This window comes from Marinomonas sp. TI.3.20 (assembly GCF_038155025.1).
Taxonomy (GTDB): domain Bacteria; phylum Pseudomonadota; class Gammaproteobacteria; order Pseudomonadales; family Marinomonadaceae; genus Marinomonas; species Marinomonas flavescens.
On record NZ_JBAKAS010000009.1, the window covers coordinates 1 to 20913 of the forward strand.

21 protein-coding genes and 1 pseudogene are annotated in these 20913 nt (G+C 42.5%); 5 read left to right on the forward strand and 17 right to left on the reverse strand.

Features of this window, described 5'->3' with window-relative positions; translation table 11 throughout:
- Nucleotides 1–119 precede the first annotated feature (119 nt).
- From V6259_RS10435 to V6259_RS10445, 4 genes and pseudogenes are all read right to left on the reverse strand, one after another.
- Nucleotides 120–386: a transposase gene (locus tag V6259_RS10435; RefSeq protein ID WP_341584478.1), complete on the reverse strand. Its 267-nt coding sequence runs from the start codon at nucleotides 384–386 to the stop codon at nucleotides 120–122.
- 173 nt (nucleotides 387–559) lie between these two features.
- A complete protein-coding gene (locus V6259_RS10440) occupies nucleotides 560–1663 on the reverse strand; it encodes a hypothetical protein (RefSeq protein WP_341584479.1) in 1104 nt (367 codons plus the stop codon).
- A gap of 325 nt (nucleotides 1664–1988) precedes the next feature.
- Nucleotides 1989–2145, reverse strand: a pseudogene (locus V6259_RS20050) (IS91 family transposase); the annotation flags it as partial.
- A 774-nt stretch (nucleotides 2146–2919) separates the two neighbouring features.
- Complete coding sequence (locus V6259_RS10445) at nucleotides 2920–3513, reverse strand: hypothetical protein (RefSeq protein WP_341584480.1); 594 nt, start codon at nucleotides 3511–3513, stop codon at nucleotides 2920–2922.
- 282 nt (nucleotides 3514–3795) lie between these two features.
- Between V6259_RS10445 and V6259_RS10450 the strand changes: the two genes are divergently transcribed.
- Nucleotides 3796–4635, forward strand: a complete 840-nt coding sequence (locus V6259_RS10450; RefSeq protein WP_341584481.1) for a YcgJ family protein — start codon at nucleotides 3796–3798, stop codon at nucleotides 4633–4635.
- 75 nt (nucleotides 4636–4710) lie between these two features.
- Here V6259_RS10450 and V6259_RS10455 read toward each other — a convergent pair whose 3' ends face one another.
- Both V6259_RS10455 and V6259_RS10460 read right to left on the reverse strand, forming a co-directional pair.
- Nucleotides 4711–5055 carry a carboxymuconolactone decarboxylase family protein gene (locus tag V6259_RS10455; RefSeq protein ID WP_133010585.1) on the reverse strand — a complete coding sequence of 115 codons (345 nt, stop codon included), beginning with the start codon at nucleotides 5053–5055 and terminating at the stop codon, nucleotides 4711–4713.
- 96 nt (nucleotides 5056–5151) lie between these two features.
- Nucleotides 5152–5937, reverse strand: a complete 786-nt coding sequence (locus tag V6259_RS10460) for a YoaK family protein (RefSeq protein ID WP_240536928.1) — start codon at nucleotides 5935–5937, stop codon at nucleotides 5152–5154.
- Between the two features lie 385 nt (nucleotides 5938–6322).
- Here V6259_RS10460 and V6259_RS10465 point away from each other — a divergent pair, with 385 nt between their 5' ends.
- Entirely contained in the window at nucleotides 6323–6457 is a 135-nt protein-coding gene (locus V6259_RS10465; protein ID WP_276312837.1) for a hypothetical protein, read from the forward strand.
- Between the two features lie 80 nt (nucleotides 6458–6537).
- Here V6259_RS10465 and V6259_RS10470 read toward each other — a convergent pair whose 3' ends face one another.
- From V6259_RS10470 to V6259_RS10515, 10 genes are all read right to left on the reverse strand, one after another.
- Nucleotides 6538–6969, reverse strand: a complete 432-nt coding sequence (locus tag V6259_RS10470; protein ID WP_341584482.1) for a group I truncated hemoglobin — start codon at nucleotides 6967–6969, stop codon at nucleotides 6538–6540.
- Nucleotides 6963–7829, reverse strand: coding sequence for a DUF3034 family protein (locus V6259_RS10475; protein ID WP_341584483.1), 867 nt, complete (start codon nucleotides 7827–7829; stop codon nucleotides 6963–6965). The genes V6259_RS10470 and V6259_RS10475 overlap by 7 nt, the downstream gene beginning before the upstream one ends.
- A 121-nt stretch (nucleotides 7830–7950) precedes the next feature.
- A complete protein-coding gene (locus V6259_RS10480) occupies nucleotides 7951–8571 on the reverse strand; it encodes a methylamine utilization protein (protein ID WP_341584484.1) in 621 nt (206 codons plus the stop codon).
- Nucleotides 8572–8678: 107 nt separating this feature from the next.
- Nucleotides 8679–9737 (reverse strand): ABC transporter substrate-binding protein, encoded by a 1059-nt coding sequence (locus V6259_RS10485; RefSeq protein ID WP_133010580.1) that lies wholly within the window; start codon nucleotides 9735–9737, stop codon nucleotides 8679–8681.
- A complete protein-coding gene (locus tag V6259_RS10490) occupies nucleotides 9734–11203 on the reverse strand; it encodes a sensor histidine kinase (protein WP_341584485.1) in 1470 nt (489 codons plus the stop codon). Before V6259_RS10490 ends, V6259_RS10485 begins: the two co-directional genes overlap by 4 nt.
- Nucleotides 11166–11849: a response regulator transcription factor gene (locus V6259_RS10495; protein WP_133010578.1), complete on the reverse strand. Its 684-nt coding sequence runs from the start codon at nucleotides 11847–11849 to the stop codon at nucleotides 11166–11168. The genes V6259_RS10490 and V6259_RS10495 overlap by 38 nt, the downstream gene beginning before the upstream one ends.
- Before the next feature lie 121 nt (nucleotides 11850–11970).
- On the reverse strand, nucleotides 11971–13491 hold the full coding sequence (locus V6259_RS10500) for a tripartite tricarboxylate transporter permease (RefSeq protein WP_341584486.1): 1521 nt from the start codon (nucleotides 13489–13491) through the stop codon (nucleotides 11971–11973).
- A gap of 2 nt (nucleotides 13492–13493) precedes the next feature.
- On the reverse strand, nucleotides 13494–13934 hold the full coding sequence (locus V6259_RS10505; protein ID WP_341584487.1) for a tripartite tricarboxylate transporter TctB family protein: 441 nt from the start codon (nucleotides 13932–13934) through the stop codon (nucleotides 13494–13496).
- Between the two features lie 84 nt (nucleotides 13935–14018).
- Entirely contained in the window at nucleotides 14019–15011 is a 993-nt protein-coding gene (locus V6259_RS10510) for a Bug family tripartite tricarboxylate transporter substrate binding protein (RefSeq protein WP_341584488.1), read from the reverse strand.
- A 387-nt stretch (nucleotides 15012–15398) separates the two neighbouring features.
- A complete protein-coding gene (locus V6259_RS10515) occupies nucleotides 15399–16631 on the reverse strand; it encodes a pyridoxal-phosphate-dependent aminotransferase family protein (protein ID WP_341584489.1) in 1233 nt (410 codons plus the stop codon).
- A gap of 322 nt (nucleotides 16632–16953) precedes the next feature.
- Here V6259_RS10515 and V6259_RS10520 point away from each other — a divergent pair, with 322 nt between their 5' ends.
- Entirely contained in the window at nucleotides 16954–17382 is a 429-nt protein-coding gene (locus tag V6259_RS10520) for a DUF3010 family protein (protein ID WP_341584490.1), read from the forward strand.
- 216 nt (nucleotides 17383–17598) lie between these two features.
- Here the strand turns inward: V6259_RS10520 and V6259_RS10525 are convergent, their stop codons facing one another.
- The gene (locus V6259_RS10525; protein WP_341584491.1) at nucleotides 17599–18483 is read right to left on the reverse strand and encodes a DMT family transporter; all 885 of its coding nucleotides are present in this window, start codon (nucleotides 18481–18483) and stop codon (nucleotides 17599–17601) included.
- A gap of 248 nt (nucleotides 18484–18731) precedes the next feature.
- Between V6259_RS10525 and V6259_RS10530 the strand changes: the two genes are divergently transcribed.
- Complete coding sequence (locus V6259_RS10530) at nucleotides 18732–19553, forward strand: HAD-IIB family hydrolase (RefSeq protein WP_341584492.1); 822 nt, start codon at nucleotides 18732–18734, stop codon at nucleotides 19551–19553.
- Nucleotides 19554–19677: 124 nt separating this feature from the next.
- On the forward strand, nucleotides 19678–20904 hold the full coding sequence (locus tag V6259_RS10535) for a glycosyl transferase (protein WP_133010570.1): 1227 nt from the start codon (nucleotides 19678–19680) through the stop codon (nucleotides 20902–20904).
- The last annotated feature ends 9 nt before the right edge of the window (nucleotides 20905–20913 follow it).

A 20913-nucleotide genomic window follows, 5' to 3' on the forward strand; every position in this document is an offset into this window, starting at 1 on the left:
AATCCCTTGCTCTCTGTCTATCTATAACCTTAGATCCACTTGTCGTTTTACGCCACTCAGAAATGAAAAAAAGTAATAGATAATAATTTGAGCTTGCCTAGGTGGTGATGCCCGGACGCTCACGTTTCACATGCTCTTGCAATACGGCGGCTACTGACTAACCCGCGTGAATAACCAAACAAGACAATTTTCAACATCACAGACGGAGGGTAAGCCGCAGCGCCACCATTATCGTTGTTGTACCATTCATCAAAAGACGTTAAATCAAGATGTTTATCGACAATATGGGAAAGCGCGTATTCAAATGTACCGGGGATAATTTGTTGTGCAAAATCAACGGGGATGAATTTACTTTGGCAGGATAAGTCAGGTTTATAATTCGCCATCACGTTCAACTGTAGAGAATAATAGTGATTAGATAATAGACTATCAAAAAGAACATAAAAATGTTCTTTTTTGGAGAAATTCTACAGCCTCAACGCCTAAATAAGAGGCTAAAAATTGTGGGCTAAAATCGCGAAGCGATAGCCCGCTGTTTTTAGTCCTTTTAATTGACTTGTTATACGTTTTTTTGAGAAAAATGTTCAATTACTTTCATACCAACAACACTATTTCGATGGCCAAAGAAATTTAGATATTTTTTAATATCAGATGTCCCACTTTGGCTCAAGATAAGCTTATTGACCATAGAACGAATTCCAAATTGATTGGAAAGTGTATTTATAGGTTGCCCTTTCATTGCAACCTTAAGTACACCAATACCAGCAGTAAACGTAGGTGCATTGGTATCTACGGTCCCCATTGTGGAATCGACATATTGAGAGATAGAATGGAGGATTTTAGAAAAATTAGCTTTATCCTTATAACTACCATCACTTAAGGATAATTGATAACAATTAAGCCAGCCCCTTAATTCTTGGTATTCTCCTCTTAGCTCTAGAGCAACTGTAATCAGATCTTTTGCTGAGTTTGATTCTTGTATAACACGAATGGGCAAAGGTAGCATGCTCACATTTAGTGCATATAACTCTGAGCTAGAAGTATGATGCGAAGAAATAGAAGCTCTTTTATCGGACACGAAATCATTTAACTTTAAAACCGAGTCCTCATTAGAAAGTAAAATTCCAGCTTCTGTAAATAAACGCTTTCTAACAGGGTGAGGTGTGTAACCTTTTTCATATACAAACCCTCTAGCAAGCATACCGGCTCCACCCCAAAGTGTCTGTGAAAGGTAGCCATGCGGAGCAACTTTATTTTTTAGAAAACCTACACGGTTTTCTTCATGATCTTTCTTTAGGTCTGATGTAATACTCAAGCGGTCAATAAACTCATCACGAGGACCTTGAAGTTTTTTATAATCAACCAAAAATGGGTAAGGTCGAATAACACCTTGAGCAAGTGCATCTTGAAAAGGGTTGCCATTTTGATTCCACGTATGAATGAAATCTTCTTCCACTAAAATTTGGTCTCGAAGGATAATATCAGTGATAAAATCAAATAATGCTTCCGTATTGATAATGGCACTCGTACTGGCCTCATAAAAATAACAATCCTTCTCTTTATCGATAGTGATGTAGTGGGATTTACTTTCATCAATACCTGAGTTAATCAGCTCACCAATGTTTTGTAATGACCAATTATCAGCAATAACACTTTGACTCATTTAAAATCCTTGTAACTATTCTATATGCCAGACGGCTTAAACGTATAACAATTAAGGGTTATACGGCAGCGTAGCTGCGGCTATAACCCACTGTTGAACGGCTGCGGTCTATATAGGGAATTTGCTTTTTTCATGGTGGGACGTCCCTGTTAAATAACTCGCTTAATACCAAAGATTGTTTGGACTATGCCGCTTCAGATCGTCTTTGATCGCCGCTATGTTGGTTCTTTACGTGCCCTTTTGTAGCGTGATTTGACCAGATAGGCAAGCGATTACCTCAAACCTTATAACCTGATCTGTTTTTATACTCTGATCTCGCTTTGCGCTAACTGCCATTGTCCCATGGCAGCATGATGCGAACCCGCCCTATCTCCTTACTCGCAGTATACATCGCCAAGATACATCACAGTACTCTCGCCACAAGCAGGGCATGAGCAACTTGATTCAGCCGTCTTTTCACTGTCTTCCTTGGTTCGTGGCTCGGGTTTTTGAGGTCAGCTGTTTTCGCAATTGGTGTTCTTCATTCGATGCAACGAAGTTGCGCGACTTGATGACGTTTCTGAGGCCGTGTTTGATGATGTCTCTCCATCTAAAAAGGCGCTAAGCACCTTCCTTAAATGATCGACGTACAAAAGCTTTCCTGTGCTACGGAAACGATACGCTAAAGATCTTAAAGCGCATTTTTGGTTACTTTTTGGGCGCTAGCAAAAAGTTACACGCTCAGCAGAGCGGAATAAAGGTTAGGAATGCAAAGCGTTTGAATGGAACGCACAAAACCAATAGCCCCTTAGTCGAGAAAGGCTTAGTTCGACCCTGAGCTGTGAGGTCGAGGTCAGGTCAAAGCCCTTTTTGCAGCAGTATTTCTGGCTACAAAAGGTCTGTAGGGCAAAAAGGGGTTCGACCCTGAGCCGTGCATAACGTCACTGATTATTTCGATTTTAACCGATGATTGGCTTTAGATATTCTCCAGTTACCGGCCGCTCTTTTTTAGGTATTCCAACCCACAAGTTCTAGTTCCAGTGCACCCCATCCTAGCCCCTTGGAAGAAAAAAGGGGAAGGTACAAGCCATCGTATCCATTCAGTTTCGCGGTTATAAATCCTTGTAAAAGAGTTGCTTCAAGTAAGGTCAATCGGTGTTTTCGATGAGGTAGGCGTTTTTTTTGAGGAGGAAATCTCGAAGAGAAACGCCGATTGAGCTGGTAGTGGTCGAGTGGTGAGGTGAAAGACGTGGTTAAATTCCTTTCAAGACCCATTACTATTTCGCTATTCTTACGCCGATGATTACTGAGCATTCTGATGTTGCTGCTGAGTAGAAGCTGGATACTAAATACGCACACGGTGAGATAAGGGCGTCTATTCTTTCGTTCATGCCAGTAAAGGCTTCGAATGTAACACGACCACTTGCTAGGTAGATTCCACCAGAGTGCTGTTCTGCTGGCGTTGTTTCTAGAAATTGAAACAGGCTTGCTTCGTCATCAAAAGCGAGAAGGTAATCCGCCTCGTCCGCCAGTAATCTAATGTCTGCAATACCAATGTTATTCGGCATTTCATAGCTGTCTAATTTGCCTTTTACATTTTCTATGACATTCCAAACAACCGCGTCATCGTTTGATGGATTCCCCACAAATGCCACTATGCAGCCTACCGCACCACAAGCCGTGGTTATCATGTCAATCTGTTGAGGAGTGGCACCACTGACCAGCAATAAATCGAGACGACTGTCTGAAATAATGCCGCAAGATGCACTTGTCGATAGGGATTCAAGAGGGATGAAAAAATCCATTTCTTGTGCTTTATTCGTCGTGGCGGCTATGCCGATTCTTACCACGTCTCGTTCTACTTCAAACATCACCACTCCCTAGTTTTTCAATTAAAGTACAATAAGATAACGAATAAAACCATTACTTTTAGACGACTAACATAGCCAACACCTGCCTTAGGTTTGCTTAAATCATCTCGGGCTGGTGTCGTTTAATACAAAAGCTCACCACGCCTATCTAGCGGGCCCTTGTCTCTTTGTTAAGAAAGAAAAGGTAGGTTATTTCTGCTCTGTAGATTCTTATTCTTGTTTTCTATAAGGTATCCCTATGACGTATTATGCGATAAGCCTGTTGGGTATTCGAGTATAGTAATGACAGTAGAATTTAAGGTAATTCAAATGATGCAATGGTTAATAATGGCGCTATTGTTAGGTGCCACGGGCTCCGTATTCGCTTCAACAATATTCTCTCCCGCTTCTGGTGTCGTATGCGATAAAAAATCGAATTATTGTGTCGATGAACAAGGAATATCTATGGGGCTGACCAAACAGTATCTTGGCCAGAAAGCTCAAGACGCCTTGATGAATGTCATTGGTGATGGGGTTGGTGTTAGCTTAACTGAGTATACACTGAGCAATGGTGTCTATTGCGACTCGAATAAGAAGCAATGCTATGTGGACCGTTATTATCCTCAAACAAAAGAAAAGTTTGAAAGAAAATTAACAATGGAAATTTTTGTGCCTATGACCACAAAGGAAAATCAAGTTCCCCAGTGTCAGGCGGATCAAATAAAGGCTCGTTTTGACAGTAAGAAAGGCGCCTTTGATGGCATGTCACAGCAAGGTTTCTTACTGATATTACGCAATCCCAGCAAGAAGGCCTGCACGCTTGAAGCCTTACCCACACTAGCGTTTAAAGATGCCAATAACACTACTCTTAACGTAAAACGGAACACACCTAAAGACCTGCCTTCAGAGCCAGTACTCTTGCCTGTTATCATCCAACCGGATAAAGAAGTGTCTATGCGCTTACACTGGGTATCGAGCAATGTATTTGATGACGCCCATTGCGTAACGCCAAATAAAACCGTCTTAACTCTTCAAGGTGGTACCGTCAGTTTGCCATTCAATCGTCAGATCTGTTCCCCAAAAGGAAACATCGCTTTCTTTGATCAAACCCAATTAGAACCCATGATCCAAGACAAATATTAAACCACTTCTATACCACTTTAAAAATCTGGTTACGTTCCAAGTAAAAATAACTAGCGTGGATCGTGTTAGAAGTTATTATTTCTCAGCTAAGAATTCGTCTACGGCACCTAACGCTTGAGTACCATAAATAATGGAAGGGCCGCCGCCCATCATGATAGCGACGCCTATCGTTTCAATCATTTCCTCTCTTGTTGCGCCGGCACGAAGTGAGGCTTTAGCATGTGCACCAATACAACCATCACAGCGTGCAGAAATAGCAATACTTAATGCCATGAGCTCTTTGACTTTACTGGATAACGCTCCCTCTTTCATGGAGGCTTTGTGTAATTCCATGAAGCCATCTAACACCGCTGGTGCGGATTTACGATATTCAGAAGACAGTGTTTTTTGATCATTATTGATTTCTTTATAGCTTTTCATAGCAAACTCTCCAGAATAAATTAGAAAAAACTAATGTACTCCGAAAAGCTGACCCAATAAAACCCATAACACCCAAATACTGATCTAACGCAATACTTAAATACGCTCTGCCGTTACTAAGTGTTTTCGTTTCGAGTAAGCGGTGTACACAAAAGACAAAATAAGACAAATAAACGCCGGTATGTATAAAGCATTAAACAAATAGACTCTGAATAAATAAGTCCCGAGCGTTCCACCCGTGATAAAGCCTGCAATGATCAGCAAGAAAAGAATCAATTTTCTTTTATCAAGCTCCTCACCTCTAAGTGCTGAGCCAAACATAATGCCTAAATCTGTAAAAATACCCGTCATATGAGTAGTTCGTACAATGGCTCCGCTGTACTTAGTGGCCAAAGCGTTTTGAACCCCACAAGCTGCAGAGGCGGCATAACAACCGTAATACGAGCCGTTCGAAAACAGGTAAATAGACCAAAAAATCAATAAAGCTTCGATTATCAAGGCTAAACCATAGTGGTGACCAAGCTTTAAAGTACGACTGTGTAGCAAGACACCTGATAACGAGGCGCCGAGCAAGAAAGACAATAGAACACCGGTGAGGTCTGCACTGGTTCTTAATGGCGCATCAAGGAAACTTGCACCGAGCAGCGTTACTGTACCGGAAAGATGAGAGATGGCCTGATGATCAAGACTAATCAGCCCTATGGCATTAATAAAACCCGCCACAAAAGCAAGAATAAACGCCCCGTATTCAATCCATTTTGGCAACCGTGAAATCAAGAGTCCTCCGAAATATAAATATTTAAAAGTAGATTGATTGGCCTGTCTAACCGCTGGCCTAGCCGAATAAATGTCCGTTGAGCCCAGCGTCAGATTCGGCGCCACTCAACCCCTCTATCCTATTCCTTTTCGAAGAAAATCGACACGGCAATGGTCAGCTTAGCGAGACCTTAAGCATAAAAGCACCTTATGGTCGATATATGACATACCAAAAAATCATTTCTATTTTTATAAGAAATGTATTTAACTGATATCACAACATTACCGGGTTCATCATTGGCCCTTTGTTTGTCTTTGTCGAATTCCTCTTTGTGCTGGGACTAAAACGAGAATGGGAAGAAAAAATCAACGTGTTTTGCAGCAAGAAAAATAGAGAAACAGTTTTACTGACCACAGTCAATTAGTTGCTCTTGTCATCTATGAATTTGGAGAATAAACTGATGAAACTGACGCTCTAGTCACTTACACTAATTTATTAAAGAGATGAATAATGAGAAAGCTATTAGCTATATTTGTGGTAGCACTGCTAACCACAGCTTCCTTTTCTACCTTAGCTTGTCCTAAAGGCGAACACCCATATGGTGGAACAGGTTCACACCACAAAGGCGGTTATTGCTCTTACTAAATAACCGATTATCACATAAAAAAAGCGACCCTTAAGTCGCTTTTTTTATGTAATAATTTTTATGAGTAACTTTGTCTTATTTATTGGTACAGCATCTCACGACGTGTTTTCGCTAGCACTTCTAATACTCTATTTTGTTGCGGATAGGTAAGCCCTGCGTCTTTCATTGCAGCAACTAATAAATCCACCGTGGTATTAAAATCCGCTTCGGTTATTTTTTGTCCTTGGTGAACTTTTAGCATGGTGTCACCCGTATATTGGCAAGGGCCACCCGTACTTACACAGAGATATTCAATAAACTTTTCACGAAACCTGTCTATATTCGTTTTGGCAAAATACTGATAAATAGTTCTATTAAAGCTAATTTCCTGAATGAAATTATCCGTAATTTTTATCATTACGGGTTGTCCGCCAACGTCATCATAGAGACTTTCAGATGCTTTATTCTGGTTCGCACAAGCAACTAAAAAAAGACAAAATATGAGCACTGACGCCTTGATAAAACTCACCATAAATACCCCGTCATTGAGAGATAAAGACCTGCTTGATCTTTTTGCGTGGCCACTGTTCCAAGGTCTACATACGCGGCGGTAAGGTTGAAATTTTTGTTCGGATTATAACTAACAAATACATCTTTCCAATCGTCTTCTTCGACTCTAGAAAGGTTATTGGGCTTTTGACGATATTCCATGCCCACTACCCATTTTGGCGAGAGCAATAGGCCGACACTGCCTTCCATCACCATTTGGTAGTGATTGTTGTCGTCTCCGCCGAAGCCCAACAAGCCCATCTCATTGGCCTTGGTTGCACGTGCGGTGAGATTCCAAATAAGATCATACCCAGCAACAAGGCCAAGGTGCACTTTTGTCGCCGCTAAGTATAAGTCTGTGCCACTGTCTTTCTTTGCACCTAGGTAAGACGCTACCGTGTTTTGATCCAAGCTTTTATGCTGCAACCCAATGCTTACTTGTGGGTAATCCGAGTAAACAAGGTCACCGAATAGTCGAACCTTTGCACCCAAGATATTTTGCTTAATCTCACCAACACCTAACGCTTTATTTAGAGAAACGGGTAAATGAAATGTTTGCTGAGCATAACTTAGCTCAACACGATCATAAAAACTGCTCGCAATACCTATTGAAGAAAGTCGATAGTCGGTTACGTCCACATTAGTCATAAACACAGAGGCCGATGTTTCATCGCGGGTATCGTAACCCGCTAACGTCGCCCATGGGACTAGACCGCCGCCACCGCTGCCTTCTATTTGGGATAATCCTGCGGTTGCTAACAACTTTCCAGCATCTGCCATAACGCTGGTTGCACTTGTCATAACGCATAATAAACTCAGCGTTTTCAGCCCTGTTATTCTCATTCTAATCCTTTTTTATTTCGGCAATAATGGCAAAATGACATTCTTGCCATTTGCAGCTAAGCGCCATAACATCTTTGTTATTAGGATTGTTATGACTTCCCCTTCCGTTAGATAGTCCCTTTTAAAACTTTTTGCCAAAACTTGTGGCTTGTTTATGCTCTGCTTGTTTCGCGCTAGGTAATAAATCTAGCATAATCGTTTGGCTCGCCTCTTCACCCAAAACCAAGGTTTTTGTTGAATTAATCGTTGAGGATAAATTTTCATCCCAAATATTAATTCGATCTCCTGCATTAGCAGGGAGAGTGGCCTTACCATTTTTATCGGTTTTGATCACAAATTCATGGTTGGCCACATAAATATAACCAATCATATCATCATGAATATTACAGCCTAAAACCACCAAACCCGGCTTATCAAATAAGATAGGAGCGGTCGAGTTGCCTTTATAAAGTTTAATTTGAAACGCTTTTGGCGCCGAAAAACTATAAACATTATGGCGAATATCATCGCTATTTGGAAAACTGACAGACTGACCTTTCTGAATCACTAGTACTCGAGGGCTAAATTGGACATTTACCTGATCCATAACTGCAATGCTATCTGGTGTTTTCTGCTCATGATTTGGCAAGGTAATAACAGCATTAGGCACTGGTTGGTGATTTTCATCGATGACTTGGACACTAATATCTGCCCAGGCATTGTGTATTGTGAAGACGAGCGCCATGACCAAAAAAGGTTTCATGATTTTATCCATTACGTACTTACTCCGCTTGGTCATTTTCAATGATAAGCCAATCACTTAGCTTGCTAAAATAAAGACATCAGGTATTTAAATACGTTCCTTAACCGCTACTTCTCACTTATTTCTAAAGCGACTTCCCAACTTTTAATAAAGCGGCGTTGCTTTGCATAATCGCGACCGACTAGCAGCTGCTGATCCATCTCAATGACACGCTTTGGCCCCGGAGCTTCAACTATATAAGGCGTTTTCACTGAGGTCATTTCGGGGAGAATGGGAAACAACAGCGCTTGTTTTTGCATGATTTTTTGCACATCATCCGACAATAGGAAGTCTAAGAAATGCCCCGCATCCTCAAGGTTAGGGGCATTTTTAGGGATTAATGCGACTCGCATTACCATCAAGGTATAATCTTTCGGCAAAATCATTTTAAGACGAGGATCAGTACGCGCTCGCTGTGAAGCGTATGAGCCTAATAAGTTGTACCCCAGTACTAATTTACCACTGGCAACGTCGTCTATTATTTCGTGGGTGCAGCAATAAGTTTGTAATTTATGACTGCCGAAAGCTTCAATCAAGCGCCCCCAAGTAGCATCCGCTTGACGCGCATCCTGGCTCGCTAATAAGTAGCCAACACCACTATTTCGGATATCATAAGTGCCAATTTTACCGGTCATTTTATCTTCGTATTGGCGAATGGCCTGCAACAAATCCTGCCGATCCTCTGGTAATTTTCCTGGATACTTATCTTTATTTACCAGCATAACGACAGGCTCAAGAGAAAAAGCAAACACTTGATTACGCCATTTTGCATCGCTTGGTAAACGTGCGGTCGCATCGGACGAATAGGTCTGCACATAACCATCATTGGCCAATTTAAACTGTAAATCCATCGCACTGCTAATCACTAAACTGGCACTGGGGTTGGCCTTTTCTTGAATCGTTTTTTTATACAATTCAAGTGTGTTTACATCTAAATACGAAACACGAACATCAGGATGGAGCGTGACGAAACGCTCTAACAAGGGGGAGAAAGACGCTAAATCCAATGAAGAGTTTATACGTAGCACCCGTGTTGCATCGGGTTTCCCAAACCAAACTGGTTCTGCTTTTAGCGCATTTGATAAAAACAAACAGCCAACACAGATAATAACGATTAATCCCTTCATATGGTCACTCCCACTTTGAATTTAGCAATATCAATCTGAAAGGTCGTGCCTTTGGGTTCGGTATTTAAAATACGAATACGTGCAGTATGATGGTCAACGATATCTTTAACCATCGCCAAGCCAACGCCGCTGCCTGCAATGTCATAACGCCCTCGATAAAAGCGCTCGAACACTCGCTCTTTCTCATCGTCAGGGATACCTTCACCATGATCAATAACTTGGATACGATAATAGGAGGCAAATTCAGCCACAGTCACCACGACTTCGGTCGCTTGCTGCTCTCCTTGGTTACTGTAGCGCACCGCATTTTCAATTAAGTTCTGCATCATTTGCTGCAAAGCAAATCCATCACCTAACACAGTCGCGTTGCTTAACTCAGTGTCTAAAGACAGGCTAACGCCTTGATGAAGTGCAGTCACAGCTTGTTCCCGACACGATGCCGCAATAGGCACTAATAGGTCGATAGGCTCTCGATGACGCGTTTGCATACGATGGGAAACCACCGCTTGATTCAATAACAAAGTGACGGTTTGGCTCAATGCATCGCACTGATTAACAATGTCTTCTAATACCTGATGCTGTCGTTCTGGCGACGTTTGGTCACGAGCGTTTTCTGCTAATGCTCGTAGCCCTGCAAGTGGTGTTCGTAATTGATGAGCAGCATCGGCGGTGTAATGCTCTAATTGCTCTAAGTTAACTTGAAGGCGCGACATAAAATGATTAATTGCCACTTTCAAATGGTGGGTTTCTTTGGGTGTTTTGATGTCTAACGGAGTCAGATCACCGGGAGATCGCTCTTCTAATACGTGCCCAATACGGTGTAAAGGACGAAGCACTAAGTGGCTACCGATGACAATGAGTGCAATGGCGGCTAAGGCAATTATCAATACAATATCGACCGCACGCTGTGTCACTGATGAAGCAAGCTCCTCCCGAGATAAACGCGTTTGCCCTAGAATAATACGAACCGTCCCAGTGGCATCAGGCTCAATTAAGTGCCGCTCGAGAAAAGCAAAGCGTACTTTTTCACCGGAGTATTGGCGATTGAAAAACTGAACCTTATCGTAAATAGGCTCTTCTGGCGGGGTAATGTCTAAATCTTTATAACCAGTAATAAAGCCCTGATCTGAGCTTTCTACCTTGTAAAAAACCTTGTCGTCATTGGCTTGGGCAAGTGTGGCAAAAGCGGACCAAGGAATATCAATACTGACTTCATTATTGATCAAGCCAACATTTTCATCCATTTGCAGCAAAGCACTGCGCAGTAAGCGATCGTAAGATAAATCAGCCAAACGATTACTGTAATCAAACACAAAGCTAATCGCCAATGCCGCGATAATACTAATGACTAAGCTACCAACCACTATAAAGCGAAAACGCAATGACGGCGCTCGCTTCAGCGCTTCGCGTTCTTCGCTGAGATTCCTTTCAGTGGGGCTTTGGTTTTGTAGTGATTTCTGCCACATAGCCAATTCCTCTTAGGGTACTAATGGCAAGGTCACCTTGCGATAACTTTTTACGCAAACGCCCGACATACAACTCAATGGCGTTCGCACTGGGGGCTTCATCGAAATTAAACAGGTGATCAGTAATTTCATCCTTGCTTAATACTCTGCCTAGATGACCAAGAAAAATCTCTAACAACCGAAACTCTCGGTTGGTCACTGCCGTCAATTCACCACAGACAAATACCTGACGACTGTCACGATTTACGGTGATGTTTCCATGTTCAGTAACGTTCGTCGCGTACCCTTGCTTACGCCTCAATAACGCACGGCAGCGCGCTTCCAGCTCACCAAAATCGAAAGGCTTAGTGAGGTAATCATCTGCACCTTCGTCTAACAAGCGTATTCGATCATCGATTTGGTCGCGAGCTGTTAGAATCAAGATTGGTGTTGAATCGTCTCGTTGACGGAGCTTTTGAAGCAGTTGCAGACCGGATAAGCCGGGTAAATTCAAATCCAGTAAAATAAGATCAAATGTCTGGTATTTAAGTAAATCGTCGGCTCGCTTGCCGTCTCCGATCAAATCGACGCCATGGCCTAAGCTTGCTAAGCGCTCGCAAATGGCTTGCCCTAAAACTTGAGTATCTTCCACCACCAAAATTCGCATACTACGTGATTACCAAAGCTGTTTATTTCATCGCAAATTAAAAAAGCTTAACAAACAAAAAGTCCGAGCCGTTGACACGACTCGAACTTTTTTAAACTCACTTTGCGTAGTATTGCAGGTGTTAATCGTCTTGAACAGAATCTTTTGATTTACGCATTTTTGAACGCACAATAGGACCCACGATAAGAGGAAGAAGCAGCCCTAAGATTGCGACAGTCCATAAACCGATACTCAATCCACTGTTAAAAAGCACACTCCAATCACCATCGGAAAGAACCAAGGCATGACGTAAGCTTTTTTCCATTTCTGGCCCAAGCAACAACCCTAAGATCACAGGTACTAATGGAATGTCCACTTTACGTAAAATGTAGCCCAGCACGCCAAATGCCACCATAAAATACAAATCGGTTGGACTATGACTAACGGAATAAATACCCACAGAAGCGATCAAGGTCACCACTGGCATAAGGTATTTAGGCGGTACGCTCAACAACTTAACGAAGATGCCGACCATCGGAATGTTTAATAGAAGTAGCACAAAGTTACCAACGAACATCGCGGCAATAACGCCCCAAACAAGATCAGGGTTTTGTGTAAACAACATAGGACCCGGTGAAATATTTAACGAGATCAACATCGCTAATAACACCGCTGTGGTTCCGCTTCCTGGTACGCCTAATGTCAACATAGGAACTAACGCACCCGATGCCGCACCGTTATTACCAGACTCTGGCGCCGCGACACCACGTGGGTCACCTTTACCAAATTCGCCTTTATCAGAAATTTTCTTCTCTAACGAGTAGCTGATAAAAGACCCTAAAGAAGCACCAGCACCCGGTAAAACACCGGCGATAAAACCTAATATGCCACCACGAATTGAGGTTGGTAACACATTCAAAATATCACGAGCGGTTAGCTTAAGCTTATTAATCGCCACTTGCTTAAGGCCGTCTCCCGCATGACGCTCAAGGAAGAAGAACAACTCACTAATGGCGAACAAACCAACAATCGCAATAATGAAATCCACCCCTTCAAACAACTCAAGCATATTGAAGGTATACCGCTGAACACCGGTTGAAATATCAATACCGACAGTAGAAATCATCAAGCCAATCGCTGCGGCCATGACTGTTTTAACTTGATTCTTACCCGTTACACCACCTAGTGTCGCAAAGGCTAATACAAACAAAGCAAAGTATTCAGAAGGACCAAATTTAAGAGCAAATTTAGACAGGATCGGAGCAAGGATAACCAAGCCAATAGTCGCGATAAAACTACCAATAAAAGACGCAATAGCGGAAATAGCCAGCGCTTCGGCCGCCTTTCCCTTTAGCGCCATCGGATAACCATCCAAACACGTCATCATGGCTGGCTCATCACCAGGAATGTTCAGTAGGATAGAAGAAATACGACCGCCATACATGGCTCCGGCATACACAGACGTCAGCAAAATCAACGAAGACGTAGGCGATAACCCAAGACTAAAGGCAAGCGGTATTAAAATCGCAACGCCATTAGCAGGACCAAGGCCAGGTAAAGCACCAATTAGGGTACCTAAAATAGCCCCAATAACAGCGAACATGATGCTTTCAGGTGTCAATGCCACCGCAAAGCCATTCATCAGTAAACTCATTGTTTCCATGACTACAGCTCCAACAGACCTAAAGGCAGTGCAAGTTCTAGCACATTGTTAAATAAGAAGAAGATAATTACCGACGATACAACGCCTGTAATCAAACTCTTAACAAAGTTCGCTCCCATTCTCCAACTTAAAAAGCAGACAACAAAAGTCGCCGCTGGGATAAAGCCAATTGGCTCAATCGCCCAAGCGAACAAAAGAATCGACAACGCGACTACGATCAACTCGATTAACATTGGTACCGGTGACCATTTTTCATCTGGATCCGGTTTGACCATCATGTAAATCGCACTAATGGACATAACCACTGACAATATAATAGGAAAAGTTTCTGGGCCGACACTTTCTTGTCCGCCAAATGGAATGGGGAATTGCATCGCTCCCCAGCCGTAAGCAACGGCTAGGATCAGCATCAGCAAGCCAAACACACGGTCATTAATACGCATGTCTTTGCTCCGAATTAGTTAAATCGTTAGGGGGATAATCGTAAAGTAATATAGGGGGATAGAACTCCCCCTAACGGTCGAGGCTTACTTAATAAGACCGATATCTTTAGATAGAATTTTAATATCTAGCGTTTGATTGTTAACAAATTTTGTTAACTCTTCGCCTGATTTGTGGAATGGCATTAAACCATTTTTAGCCATAACACCTTTCCATTCTGGTGTTGCGTATAACTCATTCATAGTATTTACCCACCAATCGTAGGATGCTTTACTTGCATTGCCTGGTACGTAAAATCCACGCCAGTTTGGTGCAACAGAGCTAATACCTTGTTCTAGTGCCGTTGGGATCTTGTCGAATGGTGCTGGTAAACGTTTTTCAGAAAGTACCGCTAACACGCGCAAATCACCAGACGCCATAAAGCCTTTGACCTCTGAAATATCACCAGTAAATGCATCAATATGACCACCAACCACTTGTACCAAAGCTTCAGATCCACCACTAAATGCTAGGTAACGGATTTTCGGTAGGTTACCAACGTGTGCTTCCTTAGCTGTCATTAGGACTTTTAAATGATCCCAACCACCAGAGGCACTACCACCAGCAAATTTTACCGCTGAAGGGTCTTTTTTAAGCGCATTCATCATCTGTGTAAGTGATGTGTATTTAGAATCTTTGCCTACTGCGATAACACCGTAATCTGCCCCTAATGTAGCAACCCAACGAACTTGGTCAGTGTGCATACCAGGGAACTGGCCTTGTGCTAGGCGCGTTGTTGTAGCCGTACTCGCTGCAACAATAAGATTCTCATCGGTAGCTCGTTTACTCACTGTATGTGCAAAAGCAACACCACCGCCCGCTCCGCCCATATTGATAGTTTGGACGTTTCCTTTAATGTAATCCTGATCAACTAGTACTTTACCGACACTACGACAAGTAAAATCCCAGCCGCCACCAGGTGCTGCAGGAGCAATACAATCAACGCTGCGGTTAGGCTCAAATGCTTGGGCTTGGCTTACGGCTGAAAGTGCGACAACACTTGAAAGAAGAACAGTCTTTAAGGACATTTTAGTTAGCATGGTTTTCTCCTGCTTGTTATTTTTTTATTAGCGAGCTTTAGCCTGAGCCTCAAACATCAAGGTTTGCGTACTCCAAACTAGACACCCGACAATACATCCCAAAACTGTCACCATCCTGTCATGTGTGATTTATATCAATAGAATGTGTAAAAAAATCTTACAGGCGCACTAATTTCTCCTCACGATATCAATAAAAAGGATAGCAGTGCCGATATCAAGAATTGCAGTTTTAGTCTTTGGATTAGGGTGGAAAAACCTCTACTGCTTGGGAAACCATCTATTTCCTAGTAACGGTCTAATAAAAATGGAGACAAAAAAAGTGCCTCATAGAAGCACCTTTGATTAAAACAGGACCAATCTGGTTATGCGTGTAACCAGATAGATATTTTATGCTACGTGATACAAGGTGCGTGGCACACTTTGTAGATAGGATTCCATCTCAGCCATACCATTTGGTTGGTCAACTCTCACATTTAAGTCTCGCATGGTGCTGCCAAAAGCGTGCAAGGTACGGAACAAGTTATGTTCACGGCATTGCTCGCCCATTTGACCAATGCGCACAATCGGCTGACCAAATGAGCCGGCAATTTCAACTCGATACGCATCGGAAATATGACGGCAAATACCCCCTGCCGTCAGCCCTTCGGGAATATTAATACCAACAACTGAATTTAATCGCGAAGACGATGGTATAAAAAGCTCTAACCCCATCCCTTCAATACCAGCCTGTAAAGCTTTGGAACAACGCAAATGACGAGCAAACCGTTGCTCTAAAGTTTCATCGCACACCAGTTTAAGCGCTTCATGTAGAGCCATAATCCCCGATACAGGCGCCGTGTAATGATAACCGTCTTTATGCCAAAAGTTTTCTGCTAGCTGAGCATCAAAACACCATTGCACAACCGGTTTAGTTCGAGATTTTACTTTGGTCCATGCGTCATTTGAAAAAGCCAGCAAAGAAACGCCGGGAATAGAAGACAACCCTTTCTGACCACCTGTAATCACAACATCAATTTGCCACTCGTCCATTTTCAACGGCATAGTACTCAATGTACAAACCGCATCTACCATCACTAAACAGTCATAAGATTTGGCAATTTTTGCAATGGTTTCTAGAGTGTGGTTGAACACCGTATTAGAGGTTTCACCTTGCACTAAACTCAACACTTTAGGCCGTACTTTTTCAATCGCCTTTCTCACCAATTCTGGATCAGCGGCTTCTAATACAGGCACATGCAGTTCATGAACATCTGCGCCGATACGTGTCGCCATTTCTGCCATTCGATGGCTAAAAAAGCCGTTGTTAATACACAGAATTTTTTCACCGGGCTCTAATAAATTAGACACGGCCATTTCCATTGCCGCAGAAGCAGGACCTGCCACGCCTAATACCCATTTTGATTCCGTCTGAAAGACATACCTCGCCATTGCTTTTACTTGATGAATTACCTGCGCCATAACACTCCCTAAGTGGTTAATAACCACTGAGTTCGCCTTAGCGACACACTCTGGAATTGGCACTGGCCCAGCGCCCATCATTAATAATGGTTCGCGCGGAAGAATGTCATCTAGTGATTTCACCTGGGGACGAGGAATGCCCATTGGCGATGAAGCAATCATAATTTACAACCTATTGATTAATTATTACGATGAAAGAGACTTTGAAAAGTTAACGCACATTTTTTGCACTTTAGTAGCAGAAAATATCGTTTTTATATTTTTTTCAAAATAATGTTCGGAAATAATACAATATTCTCGTATTAAAAAAGAGATATCAGCAGTAAAACAGTACGATATTTCACACCTTCTCAATTTTGCCCTACATCTGACTTGCATCTTCTTAACCAAGCAGTGTTTTTTACTCTCTTCTCTGCGTAATTTACTCTACGAGTTTCACTAATCTGTGCGATAATTCAAGAAATCCCCTATTCAGGAACAGGTTATGAATACTTGTGGTATCGAAATCAAAGGCAGCGAAGTCATCCTTTGTCTTTTGTCGAAACAAGAAGGTCTCTTTCAGATCGCTGATTGTCGCCAGATTCGTCATACATTGAGCAATCCAAATAGCAGTGAAAGCGTGCGAAAATTTCAGTTTATGCTGAAGAAACTGTTTGAAGATTACAAAGTCTCACGAGCCGTCATTCGTGAACGCCCTACTAAAGGCAAATTTGCTGGTAGCGCCGTCGGTTTCAAAATCGAAGCGTGCATTCAATTAATCGACACCGTCGATGTTGAGTTGCTAACTGGCGCAAAAGTAAAAGACATAGTGAAAGACAACCCTTTCCCTGTACCATTTAAATCAACAGGACTTAAAGCATTCCAAGAAGGTGCTTTCACTGTTGCATATGCAGCGCTTAGCGAAGTTCAGTAGTAAGTAAGTTCTCTGCTATAGAAATCAAAAAAGGAGAAAAACGATCCTTTCGTTTTTCTCCTTTTTTATATTCGCAAAATACCTCAACGCCTACTCAGAAAACTCTTATCTAGATAGCACTAAAATACCGCCCCATCAAACAGACGATTCTGATGCACACAAGACATCCAAATTAGCGCAAAGGCAAAAATACGCACCATTTCTGTGCGAAAAATATTATTTTCGCTTACCAACTAAGACAATCAAAACACCACCTAACACCGCCGCTGACGCCAGAATCAAGTGCAAAGTCACGCTTTCATTAGCGAAAATAACACCGCCTAATGTCGCAATAATTGGTACTAATAGTTGCAATACCGCCGCCACAGACGCACTCATGTGTGCCAGCACCGCATACCAAATCGCGTAACCCAATCCAGACATAATCGAACCAGATGCAACCGCCAACCAAAACCCTTTTAGGGTGATGTCGAGCTGAAAACCAACACAAACCAGCACGATTAACAGCAACGGAAGCGTACGCACAAAGTTAGACGCCGTGGCAAACAATGGCTTGGTCACTTTTTTACCATGCCAGGTATAAATCCCCCATGCGATACCCGCTAAAGCCATTAGCACAAAGCCGATAGCAGACGGCGTTGAAAGCGTCGGCAATACTAGATAAACAAAACCGGAAAACGCCACCGCAAGCCCCAACCACTCTAGCCATTTCATCCGATGCCCATTGATAAAAGACAATAAAATCAAGGTAATCTGCACTGCGCCAAATAAAATAAGGGCACCAATACCTGTGGCTAATGAAACGTACGCGTAAGAAAAACCAAGCGCGTAAACGAACAACGCCAGAGCCGAGGGCCAACTGCCAGACAACCATGCTTGTTGCAATCGAGTTTTAACCGCTGGCGTGCTGTTCTTATCTCGATAAAAAAGACACAACACACATAACATCAAGGCACCACTGACCAATCTGACTAGGGTAAAAGACGCTGGATCAATTAAGGCACCAGAATCATTTTGCACCAGCGCCAGACGACATAAAACAGAGTTAGCAGCAAAAGCCACCAATGCCAAAAAAGTAGAAAATATTAATTTTAAGTTCATTGTCATATGTTTGTTCAATTAACGCGTTAGTGTCTAAACAGGAACTCAACAGCCCCGCACGAAAGGTTACTTTCACTGACTGGCACCAGATTTGCAAGATCAATGAATCATCTTTCACTGGAATAGTTTGAGTGAAATAGCAACGTTCGATAAATAAAATCCGTTGCCTAGCTAATTAGGAGGTATAAGATCATTTAACGTCGCAGGGCACAGATTTGCCTTTGCTCCTTTAAATAGGTCCTACAACAATGACTCGTCTTTTAGTATTTTCAGATCTCGATGGCACCTTACTTGACCATCATACTTACAGTTTCCAACCTGCTATACAGGCTTTTCAAGCACTTAAAACGCTTAGCATTCCTTGTATTTTAAACACCAGTAAAACCTACGCAGAATTAATCCAACTACGAACCAAGCTCGGCCACCAAGATCCATTTATCGTGGAAAATGGGGCGGCTATCTATCTTCCCAAACACCTAGGGTTGCCCATCGATGATCCCTTAGAAGATCACGGTGACTTTTGGTTAAAATCCTTCGGTCCAAACCGTCAAGCCTTGATCGATATAATCGATGATTGCAAAGCGCGTTACCGATTCCAAGGTTTTCATGACATGCAATGGCAGGACGTGGTTGATTTAACCGGACTGTCTGAAGCCAATGCCAAGCTTGCAATGCAACGAGAGTTTACCGAACCCATGGTATGGCAGGATTCGACCATCGCTCTGAGCCAATTAAATCAAGAGCTTGAAATAAAAGGGGTTCAAGTACAAAAAGGGGGACGCTTCACTCATTTGATGGGGAAAAACTGCGATAAAGCACGCGCAATGCTATGGCTAAGCGAACGCTACCAATCACATTATAAAGAAGCGGTCACCACTATGGCGCTTGGGGATGGCGAAAATGATATCGGCATGCTCAGTAAAGCAGACATTGCTGTGGTGATTCGCTCACCTGTTCACGCACCACTAGAAATCCCTAATCGTAATGATGCTTGGCTGACTGATGCCTATGGCCCTGAAGGGTGGGCACAAGCTATTGATAAGGCACTGAGTAAACAAGGCATTCTTTAAAAAAACAGCCCTGCATAACATTGAAATACAAGCGTAAGGTACACGATTTTAGAAACCACTCACTTAGTACAACAATAACGTTCGTTATGCCGAGTCATAGCATAACGGCATTAGGAGAAATATTATGGGCGATTTTCATCAAAACGGAATCATCACCACATTACACAATTTAGCGCACCGCCCTCTTGAAGAAATGGAAAGAGAATTATGCGAGTTTTCTAAAACTCGGCCTATGTCTCTTATTCTTCCTTGCTTATATTCCGAATTAGAAACCGATGCGATGCCGAATATTATTGAGCATCTGAAAAAAGTCACGTATTTAGAAGAAATAATCATTGGCCTAGACCGTGCTACTGAAGAACAATATCGCCACGCTCTGGAGTTTTTCAGCGTACTGCCGCAAAAACACAAAGTATTGTGGAACGACGGCCCTCGATTGCGCGCAATTGATAGCGTATTAAAAGGCGAGCATCTTTCGCCTTCTGCTCCTGGTAAAGGTCGTAATGTCTGGTTTTGTATGGGCTACAACTTAGCCGCGGGGAAAGCCGAATCTATCGCTATGCATGATTGCGATATCGTCACCTATGATAGAGAGCTATTAGCTCGCTTAATTTACCCCGTTGCCAATCCAAGGTTTAACTACGAATTCTGTAAAGGTTTTTATTCTCGTACTGCTAACGGCAAGATGAACGGTCGCGTCAGTCGCTTATTAGTTACTCCTCTGCTCTACTCATTGAAAAAAGTCTTCGGTAACTTGGAGTATTTGGATTATCTAGATAGCTATCGTTATCCATTAGCCGGTGAGTTTTCTTTCCGTCGCGATGTGATGACGGATATTCGTATTCCGAGCGATTGGGGCTTAGAAATTGGCGTACTGAGCGAAATGCAACGTAACTACTCTAATAACCGTTTATGCCAAGTTGATATTGCCGATGTTTACGACCATAAACACCAAGATCTGTCAGCAGAAAATGATGATGGAGGATTGTCTAAAATGTCCATCGACATCACCAAAGCAATTTTCAGAAAGCTGGCAACAAACGGTATTATCTTTAATCAAGAGACCTTCCGTACTATCAAGGCAACTTACTATCGAGTGGCATTAGACTTTATTGAAACTTACCGCAACGACGCAGAAATTAATGGCCTTAAGTTAGATGTACACTTGGAAGAACAAGCAGTTGAGCTGTTCGCCGGTAATATTATGAAAGCCGGTGAAATGTATCTCGCTAACCCAATGGAGGCTCCATTTATTCCAAGCTGGAACCGTGTCGTTAGTGCTTTCCCTGGCGTAATGAACCAACTCGCTCTTGCTGTTGAACAAGATATGAATGAATTCGGAGCAAAATAAACACTCTTT